This window comes from Burkholderia sp. WP9 (assembly GCF_900104795.1).
Taxonomy (GTDB): domain Bacteria; phylum Pseudomonadota; class Gammaproteobacteria; order Burkholderiales; family Burkholderiaceae; genus Paraburkholderia.
Map to the genome: position 1 here is coordinate 1,883,226 of NZ_FNTG01000002.1, position 17,963 is coordinate 1,901,188.

Below are 17,963 nucleotides of genomic sequence, written 5' to 3' on the forward strand. Positions count from 1 at the left end.
GTTGATTCTTGTGTCGCGGCTGAAATGTTTCAGCGCTGCCGGTTTAACGTTGACGGGACGACAGGAGTTGACGACGTTGTAGTGACAAAACGTAACCGCTGAAACATATTGGGGATCCCGAAGCAGTTTCGGCGGTTCGGCTTGCGCCTTGGCGGCAAGTTGGAAACGGGCGTGTTAGCACCCAGGGCCTTACCTGTATTGTGATATAGGAGTTTTTGCCAGCGGAATATCATCTGCCCTCCATGTCACAATCGGGCGGGCTGGCTATCGCTAGAGTGGCCTGATTTCCCATCTAACTCGTGCGAAACACCAGATGAACCAGTCACTCAAACTCGCGCTGCGGCGCACGCAGGATCCGGCGTTTCTGCATGGCTACTTCTCCGGCGTCGGCTTGAACATGGGCGCTGGGCGCGATTCTGATTTCGACTACGCAGGTCTCTTTCCCGGCATCGACCAACTAATCGCCTGGAACGTGAATGAGCGTGACGTTATCCATATGGACGACGCGCCGGCCGATGTATTTGATTTTGTTCATTCGGATTGCCTTGGGCGTTTCGCCAATCCTCAGCAAGTGCTCGCCAGGTGGCTCGAACTCATCAAGCCCGGCGGTTATCTGATTTTGACGTTGCCGGCCGATCCTCGCGTCGAAGAAAGAATATCGCCGATCCTGACGGATGTCGATCACGAACGCATCTTCACCCTGGATCGGCCTGACGCGGCGATCGCGGGTTCCGTGAATGTGCTCGACCTGGTGAACGATGCTTCGGCCGTTTCATCGTGCGAACGCATGTGCCTGCTCCGCGAGTTCGACGAGAATCGGCAAGAGGAGTCGGCGGACAGACAGCCTCAAGCGGCCGCGTACGCGATAGAAATCGTGCTGCGCAAGCGCGATGTGCCTCCACTCTTCGACCTGGTCACTGCCATGCCCGGTGCGCGAACCGATTCGGCCATGCTTGACCTTTGCCACGCAACGCTAAGGCTGTATCCGTATCGATTCCAGACCTACTTCCACATCAACTTCGAACTGGTGCGTCGAGGCCTTTGCGATCAACTGGAGGACCTGTGGGACGAAAGCGTCCAACGGCTCCCGAACGAACGCTTGCCTCGGCTCTTCAATGCGCTGATGCTGATTGCTCTCGGCAAACTTACCGAGGGTTTTCGTCGACGTGAGGCGCTGTTCGACGGCGCGGATTGGCGAGGCCGGACCACCGTGGCACCGCCGGCTTACGCAAACTGGTGTGGCGAGTCGCTCGAAGGCAAATCGATCGTTATCTGGAGCGAATTCGGTCTGGGCGACGAGATTTTCTTTTTTCGGTTTGCGCGGATTTTTCGCGAGCGCCACGGGGCGGCGTGGGTGACGGTGGTGTGTCAGGCGCCGCTCGTCGAATTGTTCAGGGCCTCAGGCGAGGCCGCGGTGATCTGCTCCGTCGAAGATGCGCCACAACTGCCGCTTCATGACTATTGGGTCTATCCGCATGCGATTCCGGTGTGGGCGTCTCTTCACGTCGATCATTTGCCGGACGTGGTGCCGTATCTGCGGATGGGGGGCGAGCACACACCGATGGTTTTGCCGGGCAACCCGCGGGCGTTCAAAGTCGGCGTGATCTTCAAAGGTGCGCCGACGCACGAGAACGATGCTGCCAGATCGCTGCCGTCGCTCAGCTGTCTTGATCCACTCTTCGCGCTCGACGACGTGGAGTTCTACATCATGCAGAAAGGACAAGGCGAAGACGAAGCCGCCGACTACGCCGTGCGCTTGCGCAACGTGCATGATCTCGGACCTCGTCTTCGTTCATTTGGCGATACGGCAAAAATGATGGACGCGTTGGACCTGATCATTAGCGTGGACACATCGGCGGCCAATCTGGCTGGCGCGATGGGTCGGCCGCTGTGGCTAATGTTGCCCATGCTGGGCGACTGGAGGTGGCACCTCGAACGGGAAGACAGTCCGTGGTTTCCCTCTGCCCGCCTGTTTCGGGAAAAAGGCAGAGGGTGGCCTGAGGTCGTGGAGCGAATTCGCCGGGCTTTGATCGAACTGCGGAACACACGATGATGGCCGGCCGCTCGCACGAAGACAATGCATCACGCCGCACGCCGGTTGCCGTTTATCGGCGCTTTACGTGACTAGTTGAACGGGTTCTGCACGACGCCGGGTTTCGCATCCGGCTCGTCCTTGACCTTCGCGGGCAAATTGCTCTGGGCCTGCAAGCTGGCCACGATCGCATCCACCGCATCTTTCAGTGCCAACGCCGCCTTCAATCCGCGCTGATCCTGCGTCAACTCCAGCGTGCCGTTCAGCACGATGCGCGTCGTGCCGTTGCTCACCGTTAGCGCATCGCCCTGAATGTTGAGCACGTCGTCGTCGTTCGAATAGGGTTTAAACACCTTTCAGTCCTCCCGGTCGTTGATCTTTGAGGCTTTCCGGAATGCCCGGAAAACGGATGCCCGATGCCGCTTCGAGTTCGTGAATCGTCTTGATGTCGTAACGGTTGGTGGAGACATTGTCCACCACTACGGCGAACGCCATTTGCCGCGAAGGCACATAAACCACCTTGAACAACTGCGTCGGCACGAACACGCGCGTCGGTCCAATAGTCTGCAACTGCTGGCCGTTGAAGATCGGGCCGGTGACAACATAGGTATCGTCGTACTGCACGGCGATCTTGCGCACCGAGGTTTCAATGCGCGCCCACAGACGCTGATTGTTCTCGCGGTTTTGCGGCACGATGTTGGCGAGCGAGAACGATTGTGCCATCGCCTCCTGATTCCAGCGATTGCCGGCCGGGCTCATATGGCCACGATCGAACCCGCTGCGCTTATAGTCCGCCAGCGTGGCGCCTTCGCCATCCGGCAAGCGCGCGTCTTCGAAAAACTTGTTGGTGCGCACCATGTCTTTGGCGGCTTCGATATGGTCGCGCGTGAGATGCTCGGCGGACCACAACGGACCATGCGTGATGCCCGAATGCAAAACCGCGAAATCGCTGTAGCAAAGCATGCGCGTTTTCGGGGCCATCTTCTGATTGCTCAGAACAGGCCATTGCGCATTCGGCGTGAATTGGGTGCAGGAGGGCGCTGCGCTGGCATGAGCGGCAACAGCGAACAGCAGACAGGCAAACCACTTCTTCATGTGTCAGTCAGTCGAGGGATGGGGGCGCAAGTATAGCGTTGCGAACCCGTCTCGCGCGACGTGAAATAGACGAACGGCACAGAGAATGACAGCGCATTCACGCGCTCCGCGCCGCAATGAAAACGATGCCGGCATGAGGCGCGCACGAAGTGCCTCCACTGCGCGCCGCACAAAAAAAATGGGCCGCTTTGCAGCGACCCTAATGCGTGGATTTCCAACTCTACGCACGCAAACTTAAGGCGACCTTAAATTTGCACGCGAGGAAAGTGCAAAAAAAATCGGCGTGCGAACGCGCGTGCGAATTCATGCATGCGCAAGCAAAGCGCAGCGCACGCGGAAAGTTCGACCGACGAAAAATGAGTGCTGAAACCTAATTGCCGAACACGCTGTTCTCGGCGCGGACCGTCTGACGGTCCACCGCTTGCAGACGCCAGAAACCGCTGGTCGGCGCGCGCGTGGGCAGTGCGGTCCATGCCGCGGCGCCTTGCGCGGCGCTCACGCGTTGCTTGCGGTCCACGTGCAAGCCGCGCAACGTACACAGCGGCGCATCTGTGCTGGGCGCACAGAGAGTCGTCACGCCGTTATCGTCGCGTAGCTCGCCCCACGGGGGGAGATCGATCCCTTGGTGTGCTTCTCTCGACCACCGGTGTTCTTCGGTATCGAGCCATAGCACAGCATAGTCGTGGTTGACGGTGGGATCGGAACCGTTGATGAGGATGGTCAGTCGCATGGCGGGTTCCGTACAAAGTGCGAAGTTGTGCTTTACCAGTCTACGCCGCAACGAGTGTTATGCAAGGCAAAACGTATGACGATCGGGCACGAAAAAACGGACGTGTAATGGGGACGGTTGTACGATAGCCGCGTCGTGTTGAATCTCGCGGAGGCGCGCCATGCCGCATCGATTTCTGCAATGCATGTTGATGGCGGGATGCCTGGGCGCGACGGCCGCCGTCAGCGCCGCGGCGGATAGCGCGCCGTTCGCCGCACCGGCGCCGATTGTCTATGTGGCCGACTTCGAACTGGATGTCGCGAACGTAACGCCGGACAGCGGACCGGGCCAACGCGTGCGCCGGCTGCGCGGCTTGCTGCCGAGCGGACCGGGGCCGATAGGACAGGACAAGAATCCGCAGGACCACGCCAAACACATCGTGAACGAAATGGCGGACGCGCTAACGGACGATCTGAGAAAGGCTGGCGTCGACGCGCGTCGTAGTACGCCGGGTCAGCCGTTGCCGACTGTTGGTTGGCAGGTGCGCGGCGTGTTTCTGAGCGTCGACGACGGCAATCGCCTCAGGCGTGCGATGGTGGGTTTGGGCGCCGGCCAGAACGACATCCAGGTGGCGGTGTCGTGCGACAGCCTCGGCGCGGCTGACCTGCCGCCGCTCTATCAGGCCGTCGACGAAGCCGACAGCAAAGGCATGCCGGGCGCGGCCATCAAACTGAATCCCTACGTGATCGCCGCCAAGTTCGTGATGGCGAGCGGCGACGAGAAAAAAACGATCAGCAAGACGGCTCAGCAGATTTCAGATGCTGTGACCGCCAAACTGCATGGCGCCGCGCAGCCGCAGTCGCAATCGCAGTGATTCGCTCTGAAACGCCTGCGGCGCGGCCACAGGCGTTATCACTCCCCAACGTTCAAGCCAGATCCAGCGTACCCGTCAGATCCCCTAACGGCGCGAGTCCGTTGCTCGCGAATGCCCGATCGCGCGCCGCCACGCCGTCGAGCGGCGCGAGGCCATGCACGCGGCTGATCAAGCGAAGAATCGAATTGGTGTCGTACACCGTGTGGTCGACGTAACCCTTCTTCGCCAGCGGCGATATCACCAATGCGGGAATCCGCGAGCCCGGACCCCAGCGGTCGCCCTTCGGCGGCGAGACCGGATCCCACCAGCCGCCGTTCTCGTCGACGGTGACGACCACGACCGTATTGGCCCACTGCGGGCCGCGCCGAATATGCTCGATCACCGTCGCGATGTGACGGTCGCCCGATTGGACGTCCGCGTAGCCGGCGTGCATGTTCAGGTCGCCTTGCGGCTTGTAGAACGTGACGGCGGGCAATCGCCCCGCGTCGATATCCGCGATCAGACGGTTGGTCGACGCGTCATTGCCGAGACCGCCGTCGCGCAGATACCGGCGGCGCGCCGCCGTGCCCGGCGCGTAATTCGCGAAGTAGTTGAACGGCTGATGGTGATACTGGAAGTCGGGCACCGCGCCGGTATCCTGATGCTCCAGCGCGTACTGCCATGCACCGCTGTACCACGCCCAGTCGACACCTTTGTCCGTCAGCCGGTCGCCGATCGTCGCGTAATGCTGCGGCGGCAGCACGCGCGGATTCGACTGATCCGCGAAGGCCGGGTTGCCGCCTTCCGCCGGCCGAACGTTGCTCGGCTGATACGGCGGCGCCATGGTGTTGACGGCGTAGCCGTCGGCGGTGAACGCGCCGTCGTTGACGAACTTCGGCGGGCCGTCGAGTGCGGAAGCGGGCGAGTCCTCCGCCTGCTTCAGCCGCGTGCCGGTCGGATCACTGCCTTCGACCACCGACACCATCTTGCTGGCCGGGCTGTTCTGAATGTCGGGATAGAACGGCGCCTGCGCCGAGATCAGAAAGATGTGGTTCAGCCACGAGCCGCCGAAGGCCGCCATAAAGAAGTTGTCGCACAGCGTGTACTGCTGCGCGAGGTTCCACAGACGCAGCGTGTCGGCCGAATTGCGGTAGTGCCCCATCACCAGACCGCCGGAATCGCCCCACGCAGCGAACTGGTTGTTGCGGCCGGCGTTGATTTGCATCTGATTCTGATAGAAGCGATGCACCAGGTCGCGCGTGATCACGCCGGCGGGCAGCGGCGCCCCGTGCGCGTCTGCGATATGGAACGGGCGGTTGTGCAGGTCGACGATATCCTTCTGGCCGATCATGTAGCGCTTGCCGTCCACTTCCTGCGCTTGCGGCACGAGGCCGCCCCAGATCGCCGGCAAGCGCGGCAGCGGCGTCTTGCCATCGCGGTCGAGTTGCAGATAGCGCTCGGCGCTCACCGCATCGAGAGGGTGCTGGACGCCGGGGAAATTGCCGTACAGGTTGGCGAAGCTGCGGTTCTCCGCGTAAATCACCACGATGTGCTTGACCTGATCGTGCAGCGCGGCGTCGAGGCGCAGGTCGGCGGCGCTGCGCGGTGCGCCGTTACTCGACATGCTCTGGTCGGTTTTGCAGCCCGTAAGCGCCAGTCCGAGACCGACCGCCGCGAGGCCGGTCAGGACGCGGCGGCGGTCTGGGTCGTCGGGCGCGTCGGGGGTGTTGTCGGCGTTGCCGGCATGCGGCGGCAGGGTGGAGTCGTGATCAGTCATCGCTGGGTTTCGAAGTGGCTGTGACGGGCGCTCAAGCTCCGCGCGGCGCCGCATGCGCGCGGAGCCGTTTGCAGATTCGAAGCGGGCGGAACAGGCAGGCTAAGGCAGCCGGCGCTTTACACGCCAGCTGTTATGCGTTGCGTCCACGGCAAGCAGAAGCCAATGCCGGACGTCGACGGGATGACGCTTTTGCGTGGCATAGCGGTCCACCAGCAATTCGAGTTCGTCGAGCGTTCGCCGATGGCAGGTGGCGTTGGCGCCGGAACCGTCGGCGAATTCGACGACCGCCGCCGCCGCCCGCGCCTGCTCGGGCAAGTGCGCGATGCGCACCGCGCAGCCCGGATAAAGGTGCGAGTCGGCAACCTGAATCTGAATGGAATCGGACATGGGTGCGGCCTCCGAACGCTTGAGCTGAGCGAATGCGCGGCAGTGAGGCTTCGCGCAGTGGACCGGTTCAAAGCATAGCACCGCGTTAAATCGTGGCGGTGCGGCAAAAGGCATGGTTAACCACGATTTTCGGGCACGATCCCGAACACGAGCCCGCGCATCACGAGCGCTTTGCGAGCGTCGACGATCGAACGGCTCGCGGCGAGGCAGTCGCGTAAGAAATAATGAAGGCAGTGGGGCGCGCGGCGGCACGCGCTATCATGCTGATCTGACCTTGATGAACAGTAGAAACGGCAGCCAAGATGGCAAAAGAAGAGCAGACAGGAGCGGGACGCAAGCACGCAAAGGCACGCGGCACGGCAGCCTCGATTTCGCACGACGACGTGTCGTCGCCGGCCCGGTTGGACGCCGCCGAATCCCCGGATGCCACCGACGAAGACAGCGCCGGCGGATCGACATATCTCGTGCCTGGCCTCGAACGCGGCCTGCGCATTCTTGCGGAATTCAGCGCGCGTGAGCCGGTGCTCGGCGCACCGGAATTGTCCAAGCGTATCGGCATTCCGCGCACCACCACGTTCCGCCTATTGCAGACGCTCGAAGCGCTCGGCTTTCTGGAGCGCGTCAACGGTGACCGCTATTTCCGCCTGAGCGTTGCGGTATTGCGTCTCGGCTTCGAATATCTGAGTTCGCTCGAATTGACCGATGTCGGCACGCCGATTCTCGAACGCCTGCGCGACGCCACGGGTTTGAGCACGCATCTGCTGATTCGCGATCAGCGCGACGTGGTGTTCGTCGCCAAGGCGCAAACCCATGCGCCCATGTTCAGTTCAGTGAAGGTCCATGTCGGCACGCGTTTGCCCGCTCATGCGACGGTGCACGGTCAGGTGTTGATGGGCGATCTGAGCTTCGAGGAGTTGCGCCAGTTGTACCCCGAGCCGGAGCTCGAGCGTTTCACCGAGCGCACGCCGGCCACCGTGGAAGAACTGTATGGGAGAGTGCGCGAAAGCGCGGCGCTCGGTTATGCGTTGAGCGAAGCGTCGTTCGAGCGCGGTATTTCAGTGGTGAGCGCGCCGGTGCGCGACCAGAGCGGCAAGATCGTGGCCGCGCTGACCGTCACCATTCCGCGTTCGGATATCGGCGAAGCCGAAGAGCGCGAGCCGCTCATCATTGCGGTTTGCCAGGCGGCGCTCGAACTCTCCGAGCGACTCAGCTATCGGCCGCGTCCGGACGATCCGACCGCGGCTCAGGCGCGCCGCAAGCCGGTGGCGGCGAGCTGATTGCGTTTGCGCATTCACTTCGCCATGAGTCCGGCTGCGTTCACAGCCGGGCTGCCTGCCTCACAGCCTCATCAAGCCATCAGAACGAGTGGTGAATGCCGGTCAGGATGATCGTCTGATTCCGGCCACTCGACACACCCGCCGTAAAGAACGCTGCATCCGTGTTCGAACCCGCGCGCTCGTACAGCGCATTCACGTACAGCTGCGTCGACTTGGACAGCGCGTAGATATCGCCGATTTCGAATTGCGTCCAGCGGTGGCCCGCCAACGTCGTCGTGGCAGCGCCGCCGGCTACCGAGTTGAACGGCGTGAACTGATAGTTCGCGCCGACATCGTAGCTCTGATACGTGTCCGAATGCCCGGCCGACTCCAGCTTCACGCGCGTGTACAGACCGTGCACCAGCAGCTTACCGAACTGGTATGACGCGCCCGCACCCATGTTTTCCACTTTGTCTGCGGTGTAATTGGCTGCGGCCACGCCCTGGAAGTTGGTAATGCCCGTCGTGACGATCGACGGCGTGCGATTGTGCTCGTTCGCATACGTCGCGCCGGCCTTGAACGGACCGTTCGCATAGCTAAGCGCAAAGCTCAGTGTCTTGCCGGTCGAGAAGTTGGTCGTGTTGCCAAGACCCATCATCGCGCCGACCTGGAAGCCGTTGAAACTCGCCGAGCGGAATTTCACCGAATTGTCGAACGGCACCACGCCCGTGTCGGCCAGTTCGTCGATATTGCCCGGGTGGAACGCGTACCAGCTCGCAGCCAGATAAGCGGTGCTCAGCGGACCCAGCACGTCGAAGCTGAACGGCGTCTGATGACCGAGCGTCACCGTGCCGACCGTGTCGGAGCTCAAGCCGACAAACGCCTGCCGATTGAACAGCACGCCGGATTTCGCGAACGCGCCGGTGTTCGTATAAAAGCCGTTTTCCAACTGGAAGACCGTCTTCAGCCCGCCGCCCAGATCTTCCACACCCTTCAGGCCCCAGCGGTCAGGCTGCATGTTGCCTTGTTCTTCCATCCATTTCGAATGGCCGCCTACATTGCTGACATACGCAATACCGGCATCCAGGCTGCCGTATAGCGTCACGCTGCTCTGCGCCCATGCGCCTGTCGTTGCGCAGATTGCCGTCAAGCCGGCCGCAATGATGTGCTTCACCGTTGGTTCTCCTGATCACGCGACGAAAGCTTTCGCCCGATTCGTCGCCCCTGATCCTTGCATTGGGGTTGAATGCAGTTCTGGGTTTATGCGCCAAAACTGCTACGCTTTATGTTCCACCTATGGGCGTCTGTATCGCCTATGGAAAAGTATAGTGAGTCTGGAAGTGGTCAAAATAAATTTTCGGACCCCGTACAAACCCGCATGCGGGCTGTGGGTCTCGTCTGAAAATATGGCTCGAACCTAAGCCCCCAAAGGCTCGCCGAGCGCCCGAGGCACTCGCGCCGGTTCGCGCAATATTGTGTTGCGCACGCCACACTCGGTGTTTTCCCCTACCAGTCCAGATTTTTATTTTTTCTCTTCGAAGCCGCTCCTATAATTATCCATACACGAACTGACGTTCCTTGTATGGAACATGAAGCTTCAGGAGAAGGTGAGAAATGACTGAACAATGGCGCTGCGCCGGCCATGCCGGCGACCTGTCCGACGATGCTCCGCTCGAGTTCAAGCTCGACGGCACGGAAATCGGCATCTACAAGGTGGGCGATGCGCTGTACGCGCTGGAAAACGTCTGCCCCCATGCGTACGCGTTGCTGACGCAGGGCTTTATCGACGGCGACACCGTGGAGTGCCCGCTGCACGAAGCCGTGTTCCATATCCCGACCGGCAAATGCTTGAAAGAGCCCGGTGGCCGCGACCTGAAGATGTACTCCGTACGTCTCGCCGGCGAAGAAATCCAGATCAAGGTGGAATGACATGCGAGAGCAAATCGTGAACTTCAATCCGTTCCTGAAGCCGTGGCTGGCGCCGCAGCCGAACAACGTCGCAGGCAAGGGCGTGATCGAGAAGCCGGGCGAGAGCGAAAACTTCATCTGGCAAACGCGCAAGGCCGAGCCGACCCAGTACGAAAACGACTTCGGCGACGCACTCGAAAAAGTTTTCGAAGCCGGCGCGATGGAGTTGCAGGAAGTGGTCGACGGCTTGAACCGCGTCGGCTTCCGCACGCCGGAAGGCAATACGTGGGACGCCGACCGCCTCGCCGCCGAATTCCGCCTGCTCGCCGAATAAGCGCGCTTTCCCGAACACGATTTATCGCATCCGTACCCGGAGTCTCTTCATGACGTCCCCCAATCCAACGCAAGGCGCGGCCGACCCGATCCAGTCGTATCTGAACAAAGGCCTGCGTAACTACTGGTATCCCGTCGCGCCGAGCTGGCAAGTCGGCGACGCGCCAGTCGGCATCACGCGCCTGGGCGACCAGATCGTCCTGTGGCGCGACAAGGAAGGCAAAGTCCGTGCGCTCGAAGACCGCTGCCCGCACCGCGGCGCGCGTCTGTCGCTCGGCTGGAACCTCGGAGGCAGCGTCGCGTGCTGGTATCACGGCATTGAAGTCGACGGCGGCGGCACGGTCACCAAAGTGCCGGCGGTGTCGAACTGCCCGCTGGAAGGCCAGAAGTGCGTGAAGTCGTATCCGGTCGAAGAGCATGCCGGTGCGATCTTTCTGTGGTTCGGCGATGAAGCGCATAAGGAACCCGCGCCGCTCGTGCTGCCGGAAGAACTGGTCGGTGAGGAATACGCGAGCTTCCTGTGCATGTCGCATTGGAAGTGCAATTACCAGTACGCGATCGACAACGTGATGGACCCGATGCACGGCGCGTATCTGCACGCGACCTCGCACTCGATGGCCGAAGGCGACAAGCAGGCCGACATGCGTGTGCGCAAGACCGAAACCGGACTGATGTTCGAAAAGGTCGGGCAGCGCGACGTGAACTTCGACTGGGTGGAACTCGGCGAAACCGGCACGCTGTGGATGCGCCTCGCGATTCCGTACAAGAAGAAGTTCGGCCCGGGCGGCAGCTTCGGGATTATCGGCTTCGCCGTGCCCGTCGACGAAGACAACTGCCAGGTCTACTTCTGGCGCACTCGCAAGGTGCAAGGCTGGCAGCGCGACGCATGGCGTTTCATGTATCGCAACCGTCTGGAAGGTCTGCATTGGGCCGTGCTCGAGCAAGACCGCTACGTGCTGGAAAGCATGGCACCGAATGCGCGCGATCACGAGTTTCTGTATCAGCACGATGTCGGCATGACGCGTGTGCGCCGCATGTTGCGTCAACGCGCCCAGCAGCATTTCGCCGATCTGGACGCGCATCGCACGCAAGCGGCAAGCGCTGCGCCGGCCTCGGCAGAAGCGAGTCACAGCCATGCATAACGATGCGTCCGCAGCGCTCAACGGCCGGCGCGTCCTCGTGACGGGCGGCGCGCGTGGTCTCGGCGCGGCGTTCGTCCGCTCGCTGGTGCAAGCCGGCGCGAGCGTGGTGTTCGGCGACGTCTTGCATGAAGAGGGCCGCGCGCTCGCGGCGTCGCTCGCCGGACAAGGTCAAGCGGTTACCTATGTGCCGCTCGATCTCGCCGACCCCGCGAGCATCAAGGAATTCGCCGAGCAAGGCGCGGCGCAACTCGGCGGTATCGACGCACTGATCAACAACGCCGCCATCACCAACTCCGGCGGCAAGTTCGCCGACGAGTTGTCTGTCGAGACGTGGGACGCCGTGATGAACGTCAACGTGCGCGGCACCTGGTTGATGAGCACGGCAGCGCTGCCTTATCTGCGTGACTCGGGCCGCGGCAGCATCGTCAATATTGCCTCGGACACGGCGATGTGGGGCGCGCCGAAGCTGCTCGCCTATGTCGCCAGCAAGGGCGCGGTGATTTCGATGACCCGCTCGCTCGCGCGCGAATTCGGCGCACACCAGGTCACGGTCAACGCAATTGCGCCGGGCCTGACCGAAGTCGAAGCCACCGCGTACGTGCCCGCCGAGCGTCACCAGTATTACCTGCAAGGCCGCGCGCTCACGCGCGCACAAGTGCCCGACGACGTCACCGGGCCGGTGCTGTTCCTGTTGTCCGATGCCGCGCGCTTCGTGACCGGCCAATTGCTGCCGGTCAACGGCGGCTTCGTGATGAATTGATCTTGTCGAATCGAAAGGAGAAAGAGATGGCGGACGCCGATATCGAACGCAAATCGTGGGAACAACCCGCGGACGCGAGCTTTGCCCAATGGCTGGACAGCCGCGTCGCGCGCCTGGAAACGCGTCGCTATGACTGGGACGCACTGAAGTTCCAGGCCGACTACGACCCGAAGTATCGCCGCGCGCAAATGCGCTATGTCGGCACGGGCGGCACGGGTGTCGCGAAAGACATGAATACGGTGCCCGCCGGCGGCTTCACATTCTCGACCATGGTGATCCCGGCCGGCAACATCGGCCCGAGCCATATTCATATGGATGTCGAAGAAATTTTCTTCGTGCTGCGCGGCAAGATGAAGGTGATCTGCGAGAAAGACGGTCAAACGTGGGAAGCCGTGCTGGGCGAACGCGATCTGATTTCGGTGCCGCCGGGCGTGTATCGCACGGAAATCAACATTGGTGAAGAAGACGCGTTGATGTGCGTGATGCTCGGTTCGCCGAAGCCGATTACGCCGACGTATCCGCCGGATTCGCCGCTGGCCAAGCTCAAGCGCTAATCGAGCGCCAAGCCGCCGCCTCAAGTTCGACAACACCCCCGAAGGAAATCATGTCCGCAGTCCCGTCCCCTGCCGCTGATAGCGCCGCTCAGCACGCTACGCTCGAAGCGCGCCTTGCGCGCTTCCCGGCGCAGCAGATCTGGCTGGCGTCGCAACGCGCGGTGAGCTATCGCGAAGTGGATAGCGCCGACAGCAGCGCGCTGCCGCTCGTGCTGCTGCACGGTATCGGTTCGGGCGCGGCGTCGTGGGTGCAGCAGTTCGAAGTTCTCGGCGCCACGCGCCGCGTGCTGGCGTGGGACGCGCCGGGTTATGGCGCTTCCACGCCGGTTGCGGCCGAATCGCCAGCAGCGGCCGATTACGCGAGCGTGCTAAACGATTGGCTCGACGCGCTCGGCATCGAACGTTGCGTGCTGCTCGGCCATTCGCTCGGCGCGATTATCGCCGGGGCGTTTGCCGTGACGCATCCGCAGCGCGTGGCCGGCTTGCTGCTGTTGTCGCCGGCCGGTGGTTATGGCGCGGCATCCGCGGATGTCCGCAACACGAAGCGCGACCAGCGTCTCGCCATGCTGAACGAACTCGGCCCGCAAGGTCTCGCCGAACAACGCAGCACCAATATGTTGTCCGCTCACGCAAGCGACGAAGCTCGCGCATGGGTGCGCTGGAACATGTCGCGCGTCATTCCGCACGGCTACGCGCAGGCCACGCATCTGCTTGCCAACGCCGATCTCGCGAGTGATCTCGCGCGCCATAAAGGCCGCATCAACGTGGCCGTGGGCGCCGACGACACCATTACGACGCCCGAAGCCTGCGAGCGCATCGCGCTGGCCGCGGGCACCAAGTTGCAGGTCGTGCCTCGCGCGGGGCACGCCGGCTATATCGAAGCACCTGCCGCGTACACCGCGATCATCGACACGTTCTGTCGCACGAGCGACGGACAACGGAGCCAATGAATGACGCCCGACACCATTAGCGCCGAGCGCGACGCGGACGAAGACCGCAACGATACCGGCAACGAGACGACTGGCGACACCGCCTACCGTGTGCCGGGTCTCGAACGCGGTTTGAAGATTCTCACGGAATTCTCGCCGCGCGAGCCGGTTCTCGGCGCACCGGAACTCTCCAAGCGCCTGAAGATTCCTCGCACGACGGTGTTCCGTCTGCTGCAAACGCTCGAATCGCTCGGCTTTCTCGAGCGCGCCGACAAGGACCGCAACTATCGCCTCGGCGTCGCGGTGCTGCGGCTCGGTTTCGAATATCTGAGCTCGCTCGAACTGACCGACCTCGGCTTGCCGATCATCGAAGCGCTGCGTACTGAAACGGGGCTCACCAGCCATATCGTGATTCGCGATGGACGCGACGTGGTGTTCGTCGCCAAGGCGCAAAGCCACACGCCGATTTTCAGCTCGGTGAAGGTCAACGTGGGAACGCGTCTGCCGGCTTATGCCACGACGCACGGACAGGTGCTGATGGGCGACATGACGCTCGACGAGTTGAAGAAGCTCTATCCCGAGCCGGAACTCGAGCGCTTCACGAAGCAGACGCCCGCCACCATCGACGATCTGTATGAGCGGATTCGCGACGACGCGCGGCGCGGTTTCGCGATCAGCGAGTCGTCGTTCGAGCGTGGCATTTCGGTAGTGAGCGCGCCCGTGCGCAATGACACGGGGCGCATTGTCGCCGTCATCACGACGACGATTCCGCGCCATGAGATCGACGCGTCGCTGCTCGACAGCGGCCTGATCGACAAGGTCCGCCGCGCGGCCGACGAACTTTCGCAGCGGCTCAATTATCGGCCGAAAGGTGGCCCGAAATCGGGCAGCAATTACATGAAGGCATTGGGGCTCTGATGATCCAAATCGACTTGACCGGACAGGTGGCGGTGGTGACGGGCGGTTCGTCCGGCATCGGTCTCGCGACCGCCGAACTGTTTCTGCGGGCGGGCGCCTCGGTCGCGATCTGCGGCCGCGACAGCGAGCGTCTCGCACAGGCGGAAGCGGCGCTGAAGACAAAAATTCCGCAGGCGCAATTGCTCGCGCAAACCTGCAACGTGCTCGACGCCGAGCAAGTCAACGCGTTCGCGCAAGCGGTGCAGGCGCGCTTCGGCCGTACCGACATGCTGGTGAACAACGCTGGCCAGGGCCGCGTGTCGACGTTCGCCGACACCACGGACGACGCCTGGCGCGAGGAACTCGACCTGAAGTATTTCAGCGTGATTCGCCCAACCCGCGCGTTCCTGCCGATGTTGCGCGACGCGGCGAACCCTTCCGTGGTCTGCGTGAATTCGCTGCTCGCGCTGCAACCCGAGCCGCACATGGTGGCCACTTCATCAGCGCGCGCCGGCGTGCAGAACCTGCTGAAGTCGCTCGCGGTGGAACTCGCGCCGCAGCGCATCCGCGTCAATTCGATTTTGATCGGCATTGTCGAATCGGGTCAATGGCGCCGCCGTTACGCGAAAGAAGCACAGCCGGGCCAGAGCTGGGAAGACTGGACGGCGGAACTGGCGCGCAAGAAAAACATTCCGCTAGGCCGCTTCGGTCGCCCCGAAGAAGCCGCTCAAGCACTCTTTTATCTGGCTACGACGCTGTCGTCCTATACGACGGGCAGTCATATCGATGTTTCTGGAGGCGTTGCACGACATGTCTAACACAACCACCGTTGGCGAACTGATCGCCGCCTTTCTCGAGCAATGCGGCGTTCAAACCGCATTCGGCGTGATCTCGATCCACAACATGCCGATCCTCGACGCGATTCATAACCGCGGCAAGATTCGCTACGTCGGCGCGCGCGGCGAAGCCGGCGCGGTGAACATGGCCGATGGTCTTGCGCGCGTCTCCGGCGGCCTCGGCGTCGCGTTCACGAGCACGGGCACTGCGGCGGGCAACGCCGCGGGCGCGATGGTCGAAGCATTGACCGCGGGCACCGCGCTGCTGCACGTCACCGGTCAGATCGAAACCGAATACCTCGATCAGGACCTCGCGTATATCCACGAAGCGCCGGATCAACTGTCGATGCTGTCGTCGATCTCGAAGGCCGCGTTTCGCGTGCGTTCGGTCGAAACCGCGCTGCCGACGATCCGCGAAGCCGTGCGCGTCGCGCAGACTGCGCCGAGCGGTCCAGTGAGCGTCGAAATCCCCATCGACATTCAGGCTGCCGAAGTCGAATGGCCCGCCGATCTGGCCGCGCCGCACATCACTACGCTCACGCATTGCAAGCAGCGCGTTGCGCAGCTGGCCGATTCGCTGGCCACGGCGAAACGCCCGCTGTTGTGGCTGGGTGGCGGCACGCGTCACGCGACGCAGGCGGTCGAGCGTCTGGTGAAGCTGGGCTTCGGCGTGGTGACCAGCGTGCAAGGCCGCGGCGTGCTGCCGGAAGATCATCCGGCGACGCTCGGCGCGTTCAACGTGCATGCGTCGGTGGAGAGCTTCTACAAGACGTGTGATGCACTGGTGGTGGTCGGTTCGCGTCTGCGTGGCAATGAAACGCTGAAGTACAAGCTCGCGCTGCCGCAACCGCTGTATCGCATCGACGCCGACGCGCTCGCCGATAACCGCGGCTATCGCAACGAGATGTTCATTCACGGCGATGCATCGGCTGTGCTCGAAGAACTCGCGACGCTGCTCGAAGGACGCATCAAGGTCGATCCGGCATTCGCGCAAGACCTCGCCGCAGCGCGCGAAAGCGCCGTCGCGGACGTGGGCAAGGGTCTCGGCCCGTACAAGCGTCTGGTCGACGCGCTGCAAGCCGCAGTGGGCCGCGACTACAACTGGGTGCGCGACGTCACGATCTCGAACAGCACGTGGGGCAACCGCATGCTGAAGATTTTCTCGCCGCGTGCTGGCGTTCATGCGCTCGGCGGCGGCATCGGCCAGGGCATGCAGATGGGCATCGGCGCGGCGCTCGCGGGTAGCGCGGCGAAGACGGTGTGCCTCGTCGGCGACGGCGGCTTGATGGTCAACGTCGGCGAACTGGCAACGGCCGTGCAGGAAAACGCCAACGTGATGATCGTGCTGATGAACGACCAGTGCTACGGCGTGATCCGCAACATTCAGGACGCGCAATACGGCGGCCGCCGCTGCTACGTAGATCTGCATCAACCGGATTTCGCGCAGTTCTGCGAGAGCCTGAAACTCACGCACTACCGCATCAAGTCGCTCGACCAGGCCGACGCGATCATTCGCGAAGGCATGGCGAAGACCGGTCCCGTGCTGGTCGAAGTGGACATGCTGTCGGTCGGCTCGTTCGCCACTGCCTTCGCGGGCCCGCCGGTCAAGGAACAGGAGCCGGAACATGCGTGACGCGGACTACGCGGGGCATCACGCACCCGTCGACGTCGCGATGATCGGCTTCGGCGCGATCGGCCAGGCGGTGTACCGCTCGGTCGCCGCCGATCCGACGGTGCGCGTGTCGCACGTGATCGTGCCGGAGCGCCATATGGCTTCGGTGCGTGAAGTAGTAGGCGACTCGGTGGATGTCGTGACCTCCGTGTCCGCTTTGAGCAGCCAGCCGCATTTCGCGCTGGAATGCGCGGGCCATAGCGCGCTGGTCGATCACGTAGTGCCGTTGCTGAAAGCGGGCACGGACTGCGCGGTCGCGTCGATTGGCGCGCTCTCCGACATGATGCTGCTCGACGCACTGTCCGCCGCCGCCGATGAAGGCGACGCCACGCTGACGCTGCTCTCTGGCGCGATCGGCGGCGTGGATGCGCTGGCCGCGGCCAAGCTCGGCGGTCTCGACGAGGTGCTGTACACCGGCCGCAAGCCGCCCACGGGTTGGCTCGGCACGCTGGCGGAACAGGTCTGCGATCTGAATACGCTGAATGAAGAGAAGGTGATCTTCGAAGGCAGCGCGCGCGAAGCGGCGCGCCTCTATCCGAAGAACGCCAACGTGGCCGCGACGATCGCGCTGGCCGGCCTCGGTCTGGACCACACCACGGTTCGCCTGATCGCCGACCCGAACGTGACGCGCAACGTGCATCGCGTCGTGGCGCGGGGCGCGTTCGGCGAGATGTCGCTGGAAATGTGCGGCAAGCCGCTGCCGGACAACCCCAAGACGTCTGCATTGACCGCCTACAGCGCGATGCGTGCGCTGCGCAACCGCGCGGCCCGCTGTGTGATTTAAGCCATCAGTTGAATAGCTGAAGCAAACCGGAATGACCGA

19 protein-coding genes are annotated in these 17,963 nt (G+C 62.7%); 13 read left to right on the plus strand and 6 right to left on the minus strand.

Annotated features, from left to right (window positions below; translation table 11 throughout):
• Window positions 1-313: 313 nt before the first annotated feature.
• A complete protein-coding gene (locus BLW71_RS29565) occupies window positions 314-2,053 on the plus strand; it encodes a class I SAM-dependent methyltransferase (protein WP_091805436.1) in 1,740 nt (579 codons plus the stop codon).
• 71 nt (window positions 2,054-2,124) lie between these two features.
• Here the strand turns inward: BLW71_RS29565 and BLW71_RS29570 are convergent, their stop codons facing one another.
• From BLW71_RS29570 to BLW71_RS29580, 3 genes are all read right to left on the minus strand, one after another.
• A complete protein-coding gene (locus tag BLW71_RS29570) occupies window positions 2,125-2,385 on the minus strand; it encodes a hypothetical protein (RefSeq protein WP_091805439.1) in 261 nt (86 codons plus the stop codon).
• A complete protein-coding gene (locus BLW71_RS29575; protein WP_091805442.1) occupies window positions 2,378-3,127 on the minus strand; it encodes a DNA/RNA non-specific endonuclease in 750 nt (249 codons plus the stop codon). Before BLW71_RS29575 ends, BLW71_RS29570 begins: the two co-directional genes overlap by 8 nt.
• 370 nt (window positions 3,128-3,497) lie before the next feature.
• The gene (locus BLW71_RS29580) at window positions 3,498-3,857 is read right to left on the minus strand and encodes a DUF3564 domain-containing protein (RefSeq protein ID WP_091805444.1); all 360 of its coding nucleotides are present in this window, start codon (window positions 3,855-3,857) and stop codon (window positions 3,498-3,500) included.
• A gap of 160 nt (window positions 3,858-4,017) precedes the next feature.
• Between BLW71_RS29580 and BLW71_RS29585 the strand changes: the two genes are divergently transcribed.
• Window positions 4,018-4,710, plus strand: coding sequence for a DUF4410 domain-containing protein (locus BLW71_RS29585; protein WP_091805446.1), 693 nt, complete (start codon window positions 4,018-4,020; stop codon window positions 4,708-4,710).
• Window positions 4,711-4,762: 52 nt separating this feature from the next.
• Here BLW71_RS29585 and BLW71_RS29590 read toward each other — a convergent pair whose 3' ends face one another.
• A complete protein-coding gene (locus BLW71_RS29590) occupies window positions 4,763-6,466 on the minus strand; it encodes an acid phosphatase (protein ID WP_091805449.1) in 1,704 nt (567 codons plus the stop codon).
• A gap of 99 nt (window positions 6,467-6,565) precedes the next feature.
• Complete coding sequence (locus tag BLW71_RS29595) at window positions 6,566-6,853, minus strand: hypothetical protein (protein ID WP_091805453.1); 288 nt, start codon at window positions 6,851-6,853, stop codon at window positions 6,566-6,568.
• A 302-nt stretch (window positions 6,854-7,155) separates the two neighbouring features.
• On the opposite strand from BLW71_RS29595, the gene BLW71_RS29600 reads away from it, so the two are divergent.
• Window positions 7,156-8,130 carry an IclR family transcriptional regulator gene (locus BLW71_RS29600; protein WP_091805457.1) on the plus strand — a complete coding sequence of 325 codons (975 nt, stop codon included), beginning with the start codon at window positions 7,156-7,158 and terminating at the stop codon, window positions 8,128-8,130.
• Window positions 8,131-8,209: 79 nt separating this feature from the next.
• On the opposite strand, the gene BLW71_RS29605 is transcribed toward BLW71_RS29600, so the two are convergent.
• Window positions 8,210-9,283, minus strand: coding sequence for a porin (locus tag BLW71_RS29605; protein ID WP_091805460.1), 1,074 nt, complete (start codon window positions 9,281-9,283; stop codon window positions 8,210-8,212).
• Window positions 9,284-9,723: 440 nt separating this feature from the next.
• Here BLW71_RS29605 and BLW71_RS29610 point away from each other — a divergent pair, with 440 nt between their 5' ends.
• The 10 genes from BLW71_RS29610 to BLW71_RS29655 are packed head-to-tail and all read left to right on the plus strand — an operon-like array spanning window position 9,724 to window position 17,924.
• Window positions 9,724-10,038: a non-heme iron oxygenase ferredoxin subunit gene (locus tag BLW71_RS29610; RefSeq protein ID WP_091805463.1), complete on the plus strand. Its 315-nt coding sequence runs from the start codon at window positions 9,724-9,726 to the stop codon at window positions 10,036-10,038.
• Between the two features lies 1 nt (window position 10,039).
• Window positions 10,040-10,351, plus strand: coding sequence for a recombinase-like helix-turn-helix domain-containing protein (locus tag BLW71_RS29615; RefSeq protein WP_091805466.1), 312 nt, complete (start codon window positions 10,040-10,042; stop codon window positions 10,349-10,351).
• A gap of 49 nt (window positions 10,352-10,400) precedes the next feature.
• Window positions 10,401-11,492: an aromatic ring-hydroxylating dioxygenase subunit alpha gene (locus BLW71_RS29620; RefSeq protein ID WP_091805469.1), complete on the plus strand. Its 1,092-nt coding sequence runs from the start codon at window positions 10,401-10,403 to the stop codon at window positions 11,490-11,492.
• On the plus strand, window positions 11,485-12,252 hold the full coding sequence (locus BLW71_RS29625; protein ID WP_091805472.1) for an SDR family oxidoreductase: 768 nt from the start codon (window positions 11,485-11,487) through the stop codon (window positions 12,250-12,252). Before BLW71_RS29620 ends, BLW71_RS29625 begins: the two co-directional genes overlap by 8 nt.
• A 26-nt stretch (window positions 12,253-12,278) precedes the next feature.
• The gene (locus tag BLW71_RS29630; RefSeq protein WP_091805477.1) at window positions 12,279-12,806 is read left to right on the plus strand and encodes a cupin domain-containing protein; all 528 of its coding nucleotides are present in this window, start codon (window positions 12,279-12,281) and stop codon (window positions 12,804-12,806) included.
• A 50-nt stretch (window positions 12,807-12,856) separates the two neighbouring features.
• The gene (locus BLW71_RS29635; RefSeq protein ID WP_091805480.1) at window positions 12,857-13,756 is read left to right on the plus strand and encodes an alpha/beta fold hydrolase; all 900 of its coding nucleotides are present in this window, start codon (window positions 12,857-12,859) and stop codon (window positions 13,754-13,756) included.
• On the plus strand, window positions 13,757-14,653 hold the full coding sequence (locus tag BLW71_RS29640; RefSeq protein WP_091805483.1) for an IclR family transcriptional regulator: 897 nt from the start codon (window positions 13,757-13,759) through the stop codon (window positions 14,651-14,653). It abuts the gene before it with no gap.
• Window positions 14,653-15,450: an SDR family oxidoreductase gene (locus BLW71_RS29645; protein WP_091805486.1), complete on the plus strand. Its 798-nt coding sequence runs from the start codon at window positions 14,653-14,655 to the stop codon at window positions 15,448-15,450. The genes BLW71_RS29640 and BLW71_RS29645 overlap by 1 nt, the downstream gene beginning before the upstream one ends.
• Complete coding sequence (locus BLW71_RS29650) at window positions 15,443-17,101, plus strand: thiamine pyrophosphate-binding protein (protein WP_091805491.1); 1,659 nt, start codon at window positions 15,443-15,445, stop codon at window positions 17,099-17,101. The genes BLW71_RS29645 and BLW71_RS29650 overlap by 8 nt, the downstream gene beginning before the upstream one ends.
• A complete protein-coding gene (locus BLW71_RS29655) occupies window positions 17,094-17,924 on the plus strand; it encodes an aspartate dehydrogenase (RefSeq protein WP_091805496.1) in 831 nt (276 codons plus the stop codon). Before BLW71_RS29650 ends, BLW71_RS29655 begins: the two co-directional genes overlap by 8 nt.
• Window positions 17,925-17,963 lie beyond the last annotated feature (39 nt).